The following is a 16,181-nucleotide window of genomic DNA, read 5'->3' on the forward strand; positions in this document are numbered from 1 at the left end:
CCAATGTCGCAGAAGCCGCCTCGATTTCGACGACCGATCTCACTGAGAACACGCAATCAACACATGGCCGACGAAGAGGTCTTCGCAGAGCAGGCCTCAAAACGTCGGAGCAACACGACCGTTTGCGCGATAGGCCGCGATCACGGTGTTCGCCATCAGCATCGCGATCGTCATCGGGCCGACACCGCCCGGAACGGGCGTGATCACTCCGGCGACTTCCGCCACATCCGCAAAGGCGACATCGCCCACGAGACGGGACTTGCCCTCACCCTTATCCGGTGCCGACACACGGTTGATGCCGACATCGATGACCGTGGCACCGGGCTTGACCCAATCGGCCTTGACCATCTGCGGACGGCCGACGGCCGCCACGAGGATATCGGCGTTGCGGCAGACGGACGGCAGGTCCTTCGTCCGCGAATGGGCCGTGGTCACCGTTGCATTCGCAGCCAGCAGCAGAGCCGACATCGGCTTGCCGAACAGATTGGACCGACCGATGACAACCGCGTTCAGGCCGGACAGGTCCTCACCATGGGTGCGCCGGACGAAAACCATCGCGCCCGCCGGGGTACACGAGATGAGCCCGCCATTGAGATCGCCCGTCGCCACCTTGCCGGCATTGACGACATGCAGCCCATCCACGTCCTTCTCGGGCAGGATGGACTGAATGATGGGGTCGGCATCGAGGTGTTTCGGCAGCGGCAACTGTACGAGAATACCGTGAATGGAGGTGTTGGTATTCAAGGAGCGGATAAGGCTTGCCAGCTCCTCCTGCGTCGTCTCCTGCGGCAAGCTGTGCTGCACGGAGTTGAAACCGCACTCTTTTGCCATCCTGCTCTTTGCGCCGACATAGGTGTGGCTGGCAGGGTCGTCACCGACGATGACGACCGCAATGCCGGGCTTGACGCCGGCATCGGCCTCAAGGCTGGCCGCGGCGGACTTGACTGCCTCGATAACGGAGGCCGCGACGAGCTTCCCGTCTATGATGTTCGCGGTCATGTCTTAGCCCATTCGCTCGGATTTGTAGGAGCCGGGGCTCGGCGGGAACACGATGGTCTTGTTGCCGTTGAGGAAGGTGCGGTGATGAATGTGGGCATGCACAGCGCGCGCAAGAACCTGGCTCTCCACGTCGCGACCGATCGAAACGTAATCGTCCGCCGATTGCGCATGGGTGATCCGCGCCACATCCTGTTCGATGATCGGACCTTCATCAAGTTCGGCGGTCACGTAATGCGCCGTCGCACCGATCAGCTTCACACCACGCTGGTAAGCCTGCTTGTAGGGATTGGCGCCCTTGAAGCTCGGCAGGAACGAGTGATGGATGTTGATGATCTTGCCGGACATCTTCTGGCACATCTGATCCGACAGGATCTGCATGTAGCGCGCAAGAACGACAAGTTCGGTCCCCGTCTGCTCGACGACCTCCATGATCCGCGCCTCGGCCTCCGGCTTGTTCGCCTTGGTAACGGGAATATGGTGGAAGGGAATGTCATGATTGACCACGACCTTCTGGTAGTCGAAGTGATTGGAGATCACGGCGACGATATCGATCGGCAGGGCGCCGATCTTCCAGCGATAGAGCAGGTCGTTGAGGCAATGGCCGAAGCGCGAGACCATGAGCAGGACCTTCATCCGCTCGTCGCTATCGTGGAAACGATAGGTCATGTCGAATGGCTTGGCCACAGGGGCAAACCCCTCAATGATGTCTTTGCCGGCGACCCCTTCCTGCGAAAGGAAGGTCAGCCGCATGAAAAAGAGGCCCGTCTCAAGATCGTCGAACTGCGACGAGTCGACGATGTTGCACCCGAGTTCGGCCAGATAGGTCGTGATCGCCGCGACGATTCCGCGCTGCGACTTGCATGTGATGGTCAGGACATGGGATTTCATTGCGTGTCTCTCGATTGAAGCTGCGGGGAACTTGCGCGGCCTGATGATCACAACGCCTTCTCGAGATCGGGCAATGCTTCAAAAAGATCAGCCACGAGGCCGTAATCCGCCACCTGGAAGATCGGCGCATCCTCGTCCTTGTTGATGGCAACGATGACCTTCGAGTCCTTCATGCCCGCCAGATGCTGGATAGCTCCGGAAATCCCGCATGCGATGTAGAGCTGTGGCGCAACCACCTTGCCTGTCTGACCGACCTGCCATTCGTTGGGGGCATAGCCGGCATCGACGGCTGCACGCGAAGCGCCCACGGCAGCACCAAGCTTGTCGGCAACGGGAAGGATGACCTCCTGAAACTTTTCCGACGAACCGAGCGCCCGACCGCCGGAAATGACGATCCTGGCGGAGGTAAGATCCGGACGTTCGTTGGAGGAAAGCGCCTCGGAAACAAAGGTCGAGATCGAGGAAGGAAAGGCTGCCGTCGAGACAGGCTCGACGACAGCAGCAGCGCCTTGGGAGGCAGGAGAAAATGCCGCCGTGCGGACGGTGATGACCTTCCTGGCGTCCGTGGACTGGACCGTCTGGATGGCATTACCGGCATAGATGGGACGCTTGAACGTATCGGGGGAAACGACTTCAATGATTTCCGATACCTGTGCGACGTCGAGCATGGCGGCCACGCGCGGCATCACATTCTTGCCGACCGAAGTGGCGGCCGACACAATCGCGTCATAGGACCCGGCCAGTGAGACGACGAGGTCTGCCAGCGACTCGGCCAGGCTACCGGTGAAACAAGCGTCGTCGGCGAGCAACACCTTCGAGACGCCGGAGAGCCGGGCTGCCTGGTCGGCGGCGGCCCTTGCGCCCACGCCTGCAACGAGGACGTGAACATCCGAGCCGACCTGCAGGGCTGCGGTCAAAGCCTTGGCGGTCTGGTCGGACACGGTTTCGTTATCGTGATCTGCCAAAAGAAGAATGGCCATGTCTTAATCTCCTCGAACTTCCTTACAGAACGCCGGCTTCGGTCTTCAGCTTTTCGACCAGCTCGGCGACGCTCTTGACCTTGATGCCAGCCTTGCGGCCACCCGGCTCTTCCGTTTTCAGGACTTTGAGGCGTGGGGTGAGGTCAACGTTGAAGTCCGACTGGGATTTCTTCTCCAGCGGCTTCTTCTTGGCTTTCATGATATTCGGCAGCGAGGCATAACGCGGCTCGTTGAGACGCAGATCGGTGGTGACGACGGCGGGAAGCTTGACCTCGATCGACTGAAGGCCGCCATCCACTTCACGGCTAACCTTCAGAATATCCCCGTCGAGCTCGATTTTCGAGGCGAAGGTCGCCTGCGCGGCGCCCATCAGAGCGGCCAGCATCTGGCCTGTCTGGTTCGAGTCGTCGTCGATGGCCTGTTTCCCGACGATAACAAGACCGGGCTTCTCGATGTCGGCCACAGCCTTGAGCATCTTCGCCACTGCGAGCGGCTCAACGACCCCGTCTGTCTCGATGAGAATGGCGCGGTCCGCCCCCATGGCGAGAGCCGTGCGGAGCGTCTCCTCGGCCTTTGCAGGCCCGATGGACACGACGATGATCTCTTCAGCCTTTCCGGCTTCCTTCAGGCGAACGGCCGCTTCGACGGAGATTTCGTCGAAGGGGTTCATCGACATCTGCACGTTCGCAAGATCGACACCAGAACCGTCGGCATTCACGCGGATCTTCACGTTGTAATCAACGACGCGCTTTACAGGCACAAGAATTTTCAATGGAGCATCCTTCCAAGATATCGGATCGCAGGGGTCACGGCGCACTCGCGAGCGCCGTGACACTCTTGAGGTTTACGACAGCATCTTCTTGTTTTCCGGGTCGTAGAAGCCGCGCTTGCTCACGGTCGCGCTGACTGCCTTGCCCTCGACAAGAACCTGGAATTCGGTTTCGTTGACATAAGCGTTGTCGATCGGCCCGTTCTGGAAATCGAGCAGGCCAAGAGCCGTTGCCTTGCCAAATTCGTAGCTGAAAGAGGCGCTGGTGATCTGGCCGACAACCTTGCCGTTATGGAGCACCGGCTCCCGCCCGAACAGCAGCGGCTCCGGATCATGAAGCATGATCGCGTAGAGATACGGGCCCTTCGCTTCAGCCTTGCGCGCGATGTAGGCGTCGCGGCCGATGAAGGGGATTTCCTTCTTGGTCTTGCAGAGGAAATCCACTCCGAGCTGATGGGGTGATTCCATGTAAGCCATATCCGTGCCCCAATGAAGATAGCCCTTGTCGATGCGAAGGGCGTTCAGAGCCTCTGTGCCCAGCAGCTTGATGCCGTATTTCGACTGAAGCGTCATGATCGTCTCGAACACATGCTCGGCGACATCCGGCGACATGTAGATTTCGTAGCCGAGCTCGCCGCTGTACGAGAGGCGCTGGATCCACATTTGCGCATATCCGATGCGGATCGTCTTGCCCGAGTTGAAGGGGAAGGCCTCGTTGGAGAGATCCGCACCCGACAGTTCCGACAGCAGCGCCCGGGACTTGGGACCCATGATCGACAGCGCGGCCGACGCCGTGGTCACATCGCGTACGCGCACATCCTCGCCCGGACGGATATGGCTCTGCATCCGGTTGAGGTCGCGACGGCGACGGCCGGTCGAGCTGGTGACGATGAAGCGCTCAGCCGACATGCGCGCAACGGTCATGTCGCTTTCCACCCCACCCTGCTCGTTCAGCATGAGGGTATAGATGAGCCTGCCCGGCGCGATGGCCATGTTGTTCGTGCACAGACGTTGAAGGAATGCTTCGGCATCCTTGCCTTCGACCTCGGTCTTGCCCATGGGCGAATAGTCGATGATGGCGACAGCCTCGCGCGCAGCCTTCTGCTCGGCGAGCGAATATTCGAGGTTCTTCGTCTTTCCGAACGAGTGTTCCGGCACCGGCTCGGAACCCGCCGGTCCGTACCATGCCGGACGTTCCCAGCCGAGTGCCTCGCCGAAATAGGCACCCTGCGCCTTGAGCGCGTGATGCAGCGGCGTTCGGCGGATGTTTCTGGCGGTATGCCGCTGCTGGCCGGGATAATGCAGGGCGTAGGAAAGCGCCAGAGTTTCCGGCGCCCGCTGCTGCAGGTAGAGATCGCCGGACTGGAAAGCCTCCATGCGGGCTGGATCGACAGCGCTCAGATCGCGCATCGGATGGCCGTTGATGATCCATTCGGCAAGCGCGCGGCCTGCACCTGCGCCGCACTGAATCCCTGTGGAGTTCACACCCGCCAGAATGAAGTAGCCCTTGATATGCGGCGCTTCGCCGATGGTTGCGCGGCCGTCATGCGTGAAGCTTTCCGGACCGTTGAAGAAGGTGCGGATACCGACCGTCTGCAGCACCGGCACGCGCTCCAGCGCTTCTTCCATCACGTCCATGACGTGTTCTTCCACGAAGGGGAGCGAATCGAAGCTGAAGTTTTCCGGAATGCCGTTTTCGCCGTAAGGCACGACGATGCGGTGACCGAAGCCGACGAGCAGCTTGCCGGCATCTTCCTTGAAATAGGTCGCGTCGTCATAGGAGCGCAGAACGGGGAGGTTCTTCGGCAGGTCCGGGATCGCTTCCGTAACGAGATAATAATGCGCGCATGCGTGCAGCGGAATTTCCACATTGTTGCGCCGGCCGAGTTCGCGCGCCCACATTCCCGACGTGTTGACGACGAACTCGCAACGGATTTCGCCCTTGTCGGTGCGAACGCCCTTCACCTGACCGCCCTCGATGATGATCTCTTCGACCTTGGTGTTTTCGAAGATCTTCACGCCGCGCCCGCGCGCGCCCTTGGCAAGCGCATTGGTCAGGTCCACGGGATTGATCGAGCCGTTGCTCGGGATCCAGGTACCGCCGACGATGCCGTCAAGGCTGACAAGCGGGTAGCGCTCCTGAATTTCGTCGAAGCCGATTTCGTAGGCCTCAATATTGAAAAGTCTGGCGTAGTCGACCTGACGGCGCAGTTGGCGCATACGGTCCGGATGACGGGCGACGGTCACGGAACCGGTCTGGCGGAACCCTGTGGTCTGACCGGTTTCGCGCTCCAGTTCCTCGATGATTTCCGTGCCGTAGGAGGCAAATTCCGTGGACAGCGTATCGCCGCGCAGGCGGCCAACGAGGCCCGCAGCATGCCATGTCGTGCCGCTCGTCAGCTGCTTGCGTTCAAGCAGAACCACATCGGTCCAACCCTCTTTGGCAAGGTGATATGCCACAGAGCAGCCATGCACGCCGCCCCCGATAATGACCACTTGCGCCTGTGCAGGAATTTCGTTCGCCATTGTCTTCCCTTTTGACAGCAGGGACACAGAACATCGGCTCGGCCCGCGAGTGGCCGATTCATGACACCGATGACTTCCCCTCATTTTCGACAATCGAGCTCATTTTTGAACTCGTAGTTCGTTTATTGACTATGAATTCAGTTTATGACATAAATTTCAAACCATGTAAACGGCTATCGCTTGATCTCGCAGAATGAGAGTATGGCGATGGCGCGTTACGACGGGAGAGCGATGGTTTTTTGGGGAAATTGGACGCAAAGCTGTCGCTGATTATTCGCATCAAAGAAAAACAATGGGAACACGAAGCAATGTCCACGAACGGTCATATTCAAGAGATTTCAGCTTTTTCCGATCGCGTCGGTAGCGCGATTTCAAAGGTGCCCGGCTGGGATGACGGCAAGGCCACCTGGAGCTGGATCTCAGGCGGCGGCGCCCACAAGAACTTCATCATCACGAATAGCAGCAATCAGCAGGCGGTCCTCAAGCTTTGGAATTGCGACTGGGAAGGTCTTGGCGTCATTCCTCCAAGCGCCGTACCGCTTCTCAACACGGTCGAGGCAGGCAAATCCGGCATAGGCGCGCCTGTGATCGCGATCGTCAATGATCCTCTTTGCATCATGCTTGAGTTTATTCCCGGCACGCCGGTGGATGTGAAGGACCCGGAGATCCTTCAACTGGTCGGCAAGCGCGCGAGAGACCTTCACGACAGCGGAATGTGCTTCAAGCGCGATTTTAATCCCTTCGCAGAGGCCCGGATCATCCTCGCATCCGCCGAACGGAAAGGCGCAGACCTGCCGGATGATTACAAGGAAGTTCGCAAGACGATTGATCGCATCGAAAAGGCGCTGGACCTGCGGCCACGCGACTTCGTTCCGAGCCATAACGACCTCTACAGCGCCAATATCCTGCGACAGGCCGATGGCACGATCCGCTTCATCGATTACGATCTTTCGGGCAATAGCGACCGTTGCTACGACCTCGGTCTGATCTCGACATTTGAGGGTCTCGATACCGAGCAGGCCGACAAGCTGATCGAATCCTATTTTGGCGCCTTCGATCGCCAGCAGAGAGCCCGAATGGAACTCCTGTCGATTGCCGCCGATCATCATCAGCTCTCACTCTTCGCCGTTGCACTGGCTGCAGCCGACATGAACGACGACTACGATTACACCGGGTTCATGAGGGACACCTGGGGTCGCATTCAAAGACGCATCGACAGTCAAGCCTTCGGTGGTTTCCTCGCGCAAGTGGAAAACTAGACGGATTAACGCACTCGCAATCGCGATAAGTGTGGTTCATATTTGAATCTCTTGGGCAGATTTTTATATGAACGTACAGTTATTGACGATTTGTATGGTTCGGTTCGAATTCCAAAAGGAGTGCATCCATGGCTAAAGCTGCAGAACGACTTTCTCTTCGGGAGAGGAACAAGCTTCGAACGAGGCAGGAGATTCTGGATGCAACGCTGGAGGTTTTCAATACGGACGGATTCGCGGGGACCTCGATAGACAAGATCGCGGAAATTGGCGGTATCTCGAAAGGCACTGTGTATGTGTATTTCCCAGACGGTCTGAACGATATCTATCGGGACATTTACGCAGACATAACCGATCGGCTGCTGCGGACGACCAGGGAGCTCCGGGCCAGGAACCCAGAACCCTCAGAGCGCATATTGGCAATGGCCGAGGCACTGCTGAAGCTCTCGCAGGTGCAGACCTACGGGCGGTTTTACAGTGTCCTCAGCCCCGAGCTGCGGCCGGTTCTGGCACCCGTTGTGGGGCTTGCGTCAAAGGAGTTTATCGTCCTGATCGCGTCCGACCTGAAGGAAATGCTGGAGACCCCGGCCAACGAGGAACAGCGTATTGCGCTGGCCGAGTTGATCGTGGGCTCCATGCGGGAAGCGGCAAGAATCGTCAGCGAAGACCCGGACAGAAAAGAAATGCTCGTTACCGCGCTGCGAAAAATAGTCTTTTCTCTCGCGGCGGAGAAAATTTCGGAAAGGCTGTAGCCGAAGACGTGCATCCCGCATGGCCGCAGCGACTTTATTGAAGGAAGACGACCTTGAAGACCTATTCCTTGATAATCGGCGGCATGACCGTCCCAACATATACCCATATGGAGGTGCGGAACCCGGCATCCGGCGGCATTGTCGGCATGGCCCCCAAGGCAACGCACGAGCATCTGGATCTGGCGGTCAGGACAGCTGAAAAGGCATTCGAGGCCTGGAGCATCCTGTCCAGCGAGCAACGCGCCGATGCCTGCCATGCGGTCGCCCAGAAGATCGAGGACAATGCAGAGGATCTGGCACAGCTCATCACCCGCGAACAGGGAAAGCCGCTGAACGGCAACGGGTCGCGTTGGGAGATCGGTGGTGCGATTGCATGGGCCCGCCACACCGCCAGCCTGGATATGCCGATCGAGGTTCTCCAGGACAATAACGACGGCAAGGTCGAGCTTTTGCGCAAGCCGCTCGGTGTGGTGGGATCGATCACACCCTGGAACTATCCCGTGATGATCGCCATCTGGCATATCCTGCCGGCGATACGGACAGGCAACACGGTTGTGATCAAACCGTCGCCCTTCACGCCTCTCTCGACGATCCGGCTGGTCGAATTGATGAATGAGGTGCTTCCACCGGGTGTGGTCAATTGCGTGACAGGCGAAGATTTTCTAGGCGCTGCCATGTCCTCTCACAAGTCGATCCGAAAGATCGTGTTTACCGGGTCCTGCGCCACGGGCCAGAACATCATGAAGACTGCCGCCAGGACCATGAAGCGCCTCACGCTGGAAATGGGCGGCAACGATGCGGGTATCGTTCTGCCGGACGTGATCCCGGAGCAGATTGTCGAGAACCTGTTCTGGGGTGCATTCCTGAACGGCGGACAGACTTGCGCGGCCTTGAAGCGTCTCTATGTCCACGAAACCGTCTACGAGGACGTCTGCACCAAGCTGGCCGACTACGCGAAGCGGATTCAGGTTGGCGACGGCCTGCTGGAAGACAACCTTCTGGGCCCCGTGCAGAACAAGAAGCAGCTCGACAAGGTTGTCGAGCTGGTCGAGCAGGCGAAGCGCGACGGCGGCAGGGTCCTGATCGGCGGCAAAAGCGAGCACAAGGGCCCAGGTTACTTCTATCCCGTCACCCTGGTTGCCGATCTGAAGAACGGCTCGCGCCTCGTGGACGAAGAGCAGTTCGGCCCGGTTCTGCCTATCATCAAGTATAGCGATCTCGATGAAGCGATCGCTTTGGCAAATGATAACCCGAACGGGCTGGGCGGTTCTGTCTGGACGCGTGACCTGAAGAAGGGGGCCGAAATTGCCTCGCGGATGGAATGCGGGTCCGTCTGGATCAACAAACATGGCGCGATACAGCCCAATGCACCCTTCGGCGGCACGAATACCTCCGGTTTCGGCGTTGAATTCGCAACCGAGGGCTTGAAGGAATTCACCGACATTCAAGTCATTTTTTCATAACCAGCCTGTCCTTGCTGAGGTCAAACAATGAACGCTTACCCAAATATGACGTCGTCGAGGACGCAGTTGATGATGGCTCGAAGAGAACGCCTGCTTGGCCCGAACAATCCGACATTCTACGAAGAGCCGGTACACTTTGTTCGTGGCGAAGGCGTGTGGCTGTATGATGCAAGCGGGCGCAGATATCTCGATGCCTACAACAACGTGCCGCATGTCGGTCATTGCCACCCGCATGTCGTCGAAGCCATCACCCGACAGGCATCGACGCTCAACACGCATACCCGCTATCTGCACGATACGATCCTTGATTACGCAGAGCGTCTGACGGCAACGTATCACCGTTCGTTATCCACGGTGCTGTTCACCTGCACGGGCAGCGAAGCGAACGACGTGGCGCTGAGAATGGCGCATGCCGCGACGGGCAACCGTGGCATTATCGTCACCGACTTTACCTATCACGGCAACACGACAGCCGTCATGGAACTGGCGACCCTGCTTCCGCGCGAGGACGGCTTCAGCACGTGTCTCAGGACCATTCCGGCGCCGGACAGCTATCATCTGCTGCCGGGCGAGGTGAGCAAGGAAGACATGGCAGCGCGGGTGCTTCTGCATCTGGATGCGGCAATCGCCTCGCTTCAGGATGCCGGTCATGGTGTTGCGGCCATTCTGCTCTGCCCCATCTTCGCCAATGAAGGCTTTCCCGATCTGCCGGCGGGCTTCCTCGATAGCATCGCGACGAAGGTGCGGGCAGCGGGCGGTGTCGTCATCGCCGACGAGGTGCAGTCAGGCTTTGGGCGGACGGGCGCGGGGATGTGGGGCCACATGTATTCCGGCTTCGTGCCCGACATCGCAACCATGGGAAAACCGATGGGCAACGGTCATCCGATCGGTGGGGTTGTGACGTCTGCGGAGATCATGCACGCTTTCAGAACGAAGAACCTCTACTTCAACACATTCGGCGGCAATCCGGTTTCCTGTGCTGCTGGTCTTGCCGTGCTCGAGGTCATCGAGCGCGAAAAGCTCATTGAGAACGCGCGGACCGTGGGCGCCTATGCAAAGAGCAAGATGCGCGCCTTGCGCGAGAAATACGGCTTCCTGGGTGACGTTCGTGGAGCGGGTCTGTTTTTCGGCGTTGAGTTCATCCGGCCGAGCGAACGTTTGACGGCCGATCCGAAACTCGCGAAGCGGGCGACCAACCTGATGCGGGAAAACGGCGTCATCATGGGGCTGATCGGAAGGAAAGAAAATCTCTTCAAGATCCGGCCGCCGATGCCATTCTCGAAATCGAACGCCGACTATCTCTTCGAAGTCCTGGATCACGTGCTCAGTCGTCTCTAATCCGGTCCAGTGTTGCATTGAAACACTGGAACGCTCGATCTACCGGTTATTTCCATGTCCCGGTCGCCAAACCGGTTCCCGGTCGTGCTGGACTTGACCGGCAGCGCGGCTGACGCCTCAGGCAAAAAGAACGGCCCCGATCTGACCTGTCAGATCGGGGCCGTTCCTTATCCGGTCGTTTCGTCGCCTGTCTTTGACAGATGAGCCTTAAAATTCTTCCCAACTCTGAGCCGCATTTGCTGCGGCTGACTGCCCGCCCCCGAAGGCGCCGGCAACCGCTTTGCGAAGTTTGTTCGCGGCAGAGGCGACCGGACGATGCTCGCTGCTGGACGCCGCGACAGGACGATGGGCTGCCTGTGCAGGCTCATTGCCGCTGTTAATACGGAACTGGGCAATGAGGCGATGCAGCTGGTCCGCTTCGCCCGCCAATGCATGGCTCGCGGCCGTTTGCTCCTCGACCATGGCGGCGTTCTTCTGTGTGGCCTGATCGATGTTGTTCACCGCTTCGCTGATTTCTTTCAGACCGGTAGACTGTTCGCGAGACGAAAGGACAATAGCAGCCACATTCTGATCGATCTGCTGGACCTGATTGATGATCTCGATCAGCGCTGCACCAGTCTCGCCGACAAGCTCCACGCCGACATTCACCTGGCCCCCGGACCGGGAAATGAGCGCCTTGATTTCCCGCGCCGCGTTTGCAGAACGCTGGGCAAGTTCGCGGACTTCCTGGGCGACAACCGCAAACCCCTTGCCGGCCTCCCCTGCCCGCGCAGCTTCGACGCCGGCGTTCAAGGCGAGAAGGTTGGTCTGGAAGGCGATCTCGTCGATAACACTGATGATGGAGGAAATCTCCCGTGCAGACGTTTCGATGCCGGTCATTGCCTCAATGGCGCGCTGGACGACTTCGCCTGACTTTTCAGCACCGCGCCGGGTTTGCTCGACGAGCGTTCCCGCGTCTTCGGCGCGGCGCGACGCATCCCGAAGCGAGCTCGTGATTTCCTCAATGGCAGCGGCAGTCTGTTCAACGGCGGCCGCCTGCTGTTCTGTGCGCTTGGCCAGATCATCGGAGGCCGCCTGGATTTCGGACGAGCCGGCGCGCATCGCGCTCGAATTGTGACCCACCGCTTCAAGCGCATCGCGAAGCTTGGCAACGGAGGTGTTGTAGTCATGGCGAAGCTGGTCGAGTGAACCCGCAAATTCCTTGTCGATGCGGTGCGTCATGTCACCGTCGGCGAGCTTGTTCAGGCCTTCGCCGAGCGCTTCCACGGCGGCGCGCGTCTGACGCTCGCGCTCTGCCGCCTCTTCTGCACGTTGGCGGCGTTCCGCGTCGGTCAGCGCGCGATCACGCTCTGCCTCCTGTTCAAGCCGTGTCTTGGTAACAGAGGCGTCGAGCAGGACAGAGAGCGAGCGAGCCATCTCCCCGATCTCGTCCTTGTGCACCGACTGCGACAGATCGACGTCGGTGCGACCGCGGGCGATCTCGCTCGTTGCGCGAATAACTGTTTCGAGGCGCTTCCGGATACGGAATGCCAGGTACCAGCCGATCATGACCATCAGACCCGCAGCGACCGCTATGATCATGATGGAGGCGATCGCCAGCGACGTCACCTTGGCAAAGACAACCGCCTTGGGAACACTGGCAACGATGAACCAGGTCGCACCCGGCGCAAGCGGAACCGGCACCGCAACCGAAATGAAGGGTGCGCCATCCCGATCCTTGATCTCGTAGGCTTTGTCCGGATTGGCAATCATCTCCTGCCAGATTTTCGCGTCCAGACCGGAGTCTGCCAGCGCCTTCCCGAGAGCCGCCTTGTCCGGATGACTGACCACGTTGCCCTGGGCGCTCAGCAAAGCGACATAGCCCGACCCGAGCGGCTTCAGCTTGGAAAGCTCGCCCGTCAGAGCCTCAAGCGAATTATCAATCCCGACCGCGCCCACAAACTTCCCGTCAATGGTGATGGGGGTGACGAACGACGTCATCGTAATGGACTTGCCCCCCACATTGTAGGCGTAGGGCTCAGTCAGCATGTCTTTGCCGGTTGCTTTGGGGACGAGATAGAAGTCCCCCGCGCCAGGCTTCTCATAGTCAGCGACGGCGGAGAGGTTGATCTTCCCATCATCACCCCGGCTGAGATAAGGAACATATCGGCCCGTATCGTCATGTCCAGGCTTGTTGCGGTATTCCGCATCCTTCTTGTCGAAGGCATTGGGTTCCCAGATCAAGCCAATCCCCAAAACGAAGCTGTTGTCCGTCAGGAGTTTCCGCATGATTTCGGTTGTGTCTTCACGGCTCGTGATGTGCGCTCGACGCGGCAATTGAAGCAACCGTGGAGCGGATGTTCCATCCGAGTTCGGTGACCTTTGCAAAATGTGTTTCAATCTTTCCGGCGCTCGAATTGGCCGCTTCGATAAGCTCGGAAACCGATTGCTCCTCCGCGGTTCTATACGACATCCAAAGCAGGATGCTGGCGGTTGCGACAGTTGTTACAACACCGGTCGCGACAAGAGCGAGCATGTTGCGGGCTATTGCGGTTTTCGGCATAAACATCGGCAATCCTAATCTGAGCGCGAAGTCCTTTGCGGCAGGTCTCATCTGAGGCAGGCACGCTTGCTTGATCCAAGTCTTCCCAGAAATACGCTCGATTTATTAATTGTTCTTATATTCTAAAGAGTCTCTATAACGGAGCAGGTCGCCATCACGAATATTACAGGCTGGCGACCTCTTCTTATTGTTTCAGCTACATCTTCAGAGTTGGGACACAGACCACGGTACTGCCACCATCAATCGTCATGACCGCTCCTGTGATCAGTCGAGCGCGGTCTGAGGACAAGAAGCAGCAAAGATCGGCCACTTCGTCTGCATCTCCGGCGCGCCGCAGCGGTGTATCCGACGTGACGTGCTCATAGGCACCCTCCAATGTAACGCCCTCCCGCGCCATGATCGGCGCCATTTCCTCGTCAGCCATCGGGGTGCGGATCCACCCGGGGCATATCGCATTGGCCCTCACCCCGTGTGCGCCATAATCCATCGCAATAGACCGCATCAGGCCGATCACTGCGTGTTTCGCAGTCACGTAGCCGCAGGTCATCGGCATGGCCTGCAAGCCTGCAATCGAGGAAACCACGATAAACGCGCCCTTGCTTTCGATGAGTGACGGCAGGGTGGCCTTGGCGGTGTAGTAGGCCGTGTCCAGGTTCGAGTGCAGTTGCCGTCTCCAACCGTCATCGGACAGATCGAGCACAGAGCCGGTTTCAACGGTGCCAGCGCAGGCGACCACCGCATCCAGTCTGCCAAACCTCGAATGGGCCTCCTTTACGGCTTTGCCGACATCGTCCGCCGATCCTGCATCGCCAGCATAGGCGAAAACAGCATCGCTACGTTCGATTCCGGCCGCCACTGCATGAAGCGGTTCAGCCCTGCGACCCATGAGGACAACGCGCCCTCCCTCTTCCACGACCTTTCGGCACGTCGCCGCTCCAATTCCTGTACCGGCGCCGGTGATGAGAACGACCTTGTCTTTGAGCATGATGGTGGGACCTCCTTCTATTGGAACAGGAACATCATGATCAGATCCCCGGTGAAAACAATAGATTTTCGCACGTCAATTCATATTTCGTACCTAGTGATAAAATTTTGAACTTGCAGTCTAGAAATAGCGTCGAAATTATGTTTTCCTCTGCTCAATGCCTTATCATAAAAGGGGAACACAAATGCCTGAACCAACCACCACCACAGCGACTATAACGGCTGATCCGCCACAACTGAGGGGCCAGATGGGCCCTATCGAGCTGGCCTTGACAGTCGTTGCCTTCGCCGCACCTCTTGCAAGCGTCGTCGGCGTTCTGCCTCTCGTCATTCAATTCGGCGGAGTGGGCGCTCCCTTGGCCTTTGCTGCAGCCACCTTGATGTTGCTGCTCTTCTCCGTGGGCTACACGGTCATGAGCCGATATCTTCCCAACCCGGGTGCGTTTTACGCTTATATCAGCGCTGGAGTTGGTCAGACATTCGGGCTGGCAGCAAGCTTCATGGCTATTCTCGGCTATCTGATGATCGGCCTTGGAATTACAATTTTCTTCGGCATCGTCGCCGTCGATCTGGTCGCAAACACGCTCCATGGGCCAGCGCTTCCCTGGTCCGTTTATTCTCTTCTGCTGGTCGTCATCGTTGGTATCCTCGGCTACCTGCGTATTGATCTGTCGGCAAAGGTTCTGTCATTTGTTATGGTGCTGGAAATCGGCATCGTCTTGATCTTCGACGCCTTGGTCGGGCGTCAGGGCGGACCAGAGGGGCTTTCAACGGCTTCGTTCCATTGGGGCGCGCTCGATAGCAGCGTCGTCGGTGTCTGTGTGCTTTTCGCAGTCATCACGTTTCTCGGTTTCGAAGCGACAGCCATCTTCCGTGAAGAAAGCAGGGACCCGCGCAAGACCATTCCACGCGCGACCTATCTCAGCGTTTGCTTCATTGGCGCTTTTTACGTGTTGACGACATGGTTGCTGATCATTGCCTACGGCGATAGCAAGGCTCAAGCCGCAGCGGCCGCAAACCCGACGGGCATGTTCACAAGCGCGATGGTGACATATGCTGGCCACTGGGGAGGTGATGCATTGTCAGTTCTCGTCGTCAGCTCAGCTTTCGCAGCGGTTCTGTCCTGCCAGAACATCATTGCACGCTATTGCCATTCACTGGGCGTCGATGAAGCCTTGCCCGCATTCCTGGGGCATGTCCATCCGAAACATGGCTCTCCTTACGTGGCCTCCCTGTTCCTTTCAGCCGTACTTGCTATTGGAGTGCTGGTGTTTTCGGGGTCCGATCCGAATGTAACATATGCCTGGATGGCGGGCGCAGGCGGCTTTCCGCTCCTGTTCCTCATGCTCCTGACCAGCATTTCTGTCATTGTGTTCTTCTCGAAAAAGCGCAAGGATATCAGGGATGTTAGTGTCTGGCAGGCTTTCGTGGCCCCTGTTCTCGCCACCATCGGGCTCGCCGTCGCAGTCTATCTCGCGGCCACCAACTTCGTGGACTTGACGGGCGGCAATGTGAAAACAGCCATCATCCTGCAAATCGTGATCTGGGCAATATTTGTCTCGGGTGTCCTACTCGCCTTGTTCTACAAAGCCAAGCGCCCGAACATCTACGCCCGGATCGGAAGGCAGCTGCTCAACTAACCCGAGACCGGGATGGGCAGAACGGTCGGCGGCTCTGCTGAAGC

13 protein-coding genes are annotated in these 16,181 nt (G+C 58.4%); 5 read left to right on the forward strand and 8 right to left on the reverse strand.

What is annotated here, in order from left to right; all coding sequences use genetic code 11:
• Positions 1–96: 96 nt before the first annotated feature.
• The 5 genes from folD to NAC44_RS16630 form a co-directional block, all read right to left on the reverse strand.
• Complete coding sequence (folD, locus tag NAC44_RS16610) at positions 97–999, reverse strand: bifunctional methylenetetrahydrofolate dehydrogenase/methenyltetrahydrofolate cyclohydrolase FolD (protein WP_250942589.1); 903 nt, start codon at positions 997–999, stop codon at positions 97–99.
• 3 nt (positions 1,000–1,002) lie between these two features.
• A complete protein-coding gene (purU, locus tag NAC44_RS16615) occupies positions 1,003–1,887 on the reverse strand; it encodes a formyltetrahydrofolate deformylase (RefSeq protein ID WP_250942591.1) in 885 nt (294 codons plus the stop codon).
• Between the two features lie 47 nt (positions 1,888–1,934).
• Entirely contained in the window at positions 1,935–2,867 is a 933-nt protein-coding gene (locus NAC44_RS16620) for an electron transfer flavoprotein subunit alpha/FixB family protein (protein WP_250942594.1), read from the reverse strand.
• Between the two features lie 22 nt (positions 2,868–2,889).
• The gene (locus NAC44_RS16625) at positions 2,890–3,639 is read right to left on the reverse strand and encodes an electron transfer flavoprotein subunit beta/FixA family protein (RefSeq protein WP_250942596.1); all 750 of its coding nucleotides are present in this window, start codon (positions 3,637–3,639) and stop codon (positions 2,890–2,892) included.
• A 72-nt stretch (positions 3,640–3,711) separates the two neighbouring features.
• Positions 3,712–6,162, reverse strand: a complete 2,451-nt coding sequence (locus tag NAC44_RS16630; protein ID WP_250942598.1) for a GcvT family protein — start codon at positions 6,160–6,162, stop codon at positions 3,712–3,714.
• 308 nt (positions 6,163–6,470) lie between these two features.
• Here NAC44_RS16630 and NAC44_RS16635 point away from each other — a divergent pair, with 308 nt between their 5' ends.
• The 4 genes from NAC44_RS16635 to NAC44_RS16650 all read left to right on the forward strand — a co-directional run bounded on the left by NAC44_RS16635 (position 6,471) and on the right by NAC44_RS16650 (position 10,971).
• Positions 6,471–7,421 carry a phosphotransferase gene (locus NAC44_RS16635; protein ID WP_250942599.1) on the forward strand — a complete coding sequence of 317 codons (951 nt, stop codon included), beginning with the start codon at positions 6,471–6,473 and terminating at the stop codon, positions 7,419–7,421.
• A gap of 128 nt (positions 7,422–7,549) precedes the next feature.
• Positions 7,550–8,170: a TetR/AcrR family transcriptional regulator gene (locus NAC44_RS16640; protein WP_250942601.1), complete on the forward strand. Its 621-nt coding sequence runs from the start codon at positions 7,550–7,552 to the stop codon at positions 8,168–8,170.
• Between the two features lie 53 nt (positions 8,171–8,223).
• Positions 8,224–9,633, forward strand: a complete 1,410-nt coding sequence (locus tag NAC44_RS16645) for an aldehyde dehydrogenase family protein (RefSeq protein WP_250942603.1) — start codon at positions 8,224–8,226, stop codon at positions 9,631–9,633.
• Between the two features lie 69 nt (positions 9,634–9,702).
• Positions 9,703–10,971: an aspartate aminotransferase family protein gene (locus NAC44_RS16650; RefSeq protein ID WP_250942605.1), complete on the forward strand. Its 1,269-nt coding sequence runs from the start codon at positions 9,703–9,705 to the stop codon at positions 10,969–10,971.
• A gap of 207 nt (positions 10,972–11,178) precedes the next feature.
• Here the strand turns inward: NAC44_RS16650 and NAC44_RS16655 are convergent, their stop codons facing one another.
• From NAC44_RS16655 to NAC44_RS16665, 3 genes are all read right to left on the reverse strand, one after another.
• Positions 11,179–13,239 carry a methyl-accepting chemotaxis protein gene (locus NAC44_RS16655; protein ID WP_250942606.1) on the reverse strand — a complete coding sequence of 687 codons (2,061 nt, stop codon included), beginning with the start codon at positions 13,237–13,239 and terminating at the stop codon, positions 11,179–11,181.
• Positions 13,240–13,255: 16 nt separating this feature from the next.
• Positions 13,256–13,519, reverse strand: coding sequence for a hypothetical protein (locus tag NAC44_RS16660; RefSeq protein WP_250942608.1), 264 nt, complete (start codon positions 13,517–13,519; stop codon positions 13,256–13,258).
• A gap of 190 nt (positions 13,520–13,709) precedes the next feature.
• The gene (locus tag NAC44_RS16665; protein WP_250942610.1) at positions 13,710–14,498 is read right to left on the reverse strand and encodes an SDR family NAD(P)-dependent oxidoreductase; all 789 of its coding nucleotides are present in this window, start codon (positions 14,496–14,498) and stop codon (positions 13,710–13,712) included.
• Positions 14,499–14,682: 184 nt separating this feature from the next.
• Here NAC44_RS16665 and NAC44_RS16670 point away from each other — a divergent pair, with 184 nt between their 5' ends.
• Positions 14,683–16,137, forward strand: a complete 1,455-nt coding sequence (locus NAC44_RS16670; protein WP_250942612.1) for an APC family permease — start codon at positions 14,683–14,685, stop codon at positions 16,135–16,137.
• Positions 16,138–16,181: the final 44 nt, after the last annotated feature.

Origin of the sequence: Allorhizobium sonneratiae (assembly GCF_023700755.1) — a bacterium.
Classification (GTDB): Bacteria; Pseudomonadota; Alphaproteobacteria; order Rhizobiales; family Rhizobiaceae; genus Allorhizobium; species Allorhizobium sonneratiae.

Excerpts from the sequence above, each read along its gene's own strand:
- NAC44_RS16620 (WP_250942594.1), bottom strand. The coding sequence starts at position 2,867 with ATGGCCATTCTTCTTTTGGCAGATCACGATAACGAAACCGTGTCCGAC.
- NAC44_RS16650 (WP_250942605.1), top strand. The coding sequence starts at position 9,703 with ATGATGGCTCGAAGAGAACGCCTGCTTGGCCCGAACAATCCGACATTC.
- folD (WP_250942589.1), bottom strand. The coding sequence starts at position 999 with ATGACCGCGAACATCATAGACGGGAAGCTCGTCGCGGCCTCCGTTATC.
- NAC44_RS16655 (WP_250942606.1), bottom strand. The coding sequence starts at position 13,239 with ATGCGGAAACTCCTGACGGACAACAGCTTCGTTTTGGGGATTGGCTTG.
- NAC44_RS16670 (WP_250942612.1), top strand. The coding sequence starts at position 14,683 with ATGCCTGAACCAACCACCACCACAGCGACTATAACGGCTGATCCGCCA.
- purU (WP_250942591.1), bottom strand. The coding sequence starts at position 1,887 with ATGAAATCCCATGTCCTGACCATCACATGCAAGTCGCAGCGCGGAATC.
- NAC44_RS16660 (WP_250942608.1), bottom strand. The coding sequence starts at position 13,519 with ATGTTTATGCCGAAAACCGCAATAGCCCGCAACATGCTCGCTCTTGTC.
- NAC44_RS16635 (WP_250942599.1), top strand. The coding sequence starts at position 6,471 with ATGTCCACGAACGGTCATATTCAAGAGATTTCAGCTTTTTCCGATCGC.
- NAC44_RS16640 (WP_250942601.1), top strand. The coding sequence starts at position 7,550 with ATGGCTAAAGCTGCAGAACGACTTTCTCTTCGGGAGAGGAACAAGCTT.
- NAC44_RS16630 (WP_250942598.1), bottom strand. The coding sequence starts at position 6,162 with ATGGCGAACGAAATTCCTGCACAGGCGCAAGTGGTCATTATCGGGGGC.
- NAC44_RS16665 (WP_250942610.1), bottom strand. The coding sequence starts at position 14,498 with ATGCTCAAAGACAAGGTCGTTCTCATCACCGGCGCCGGTACAGGAATT.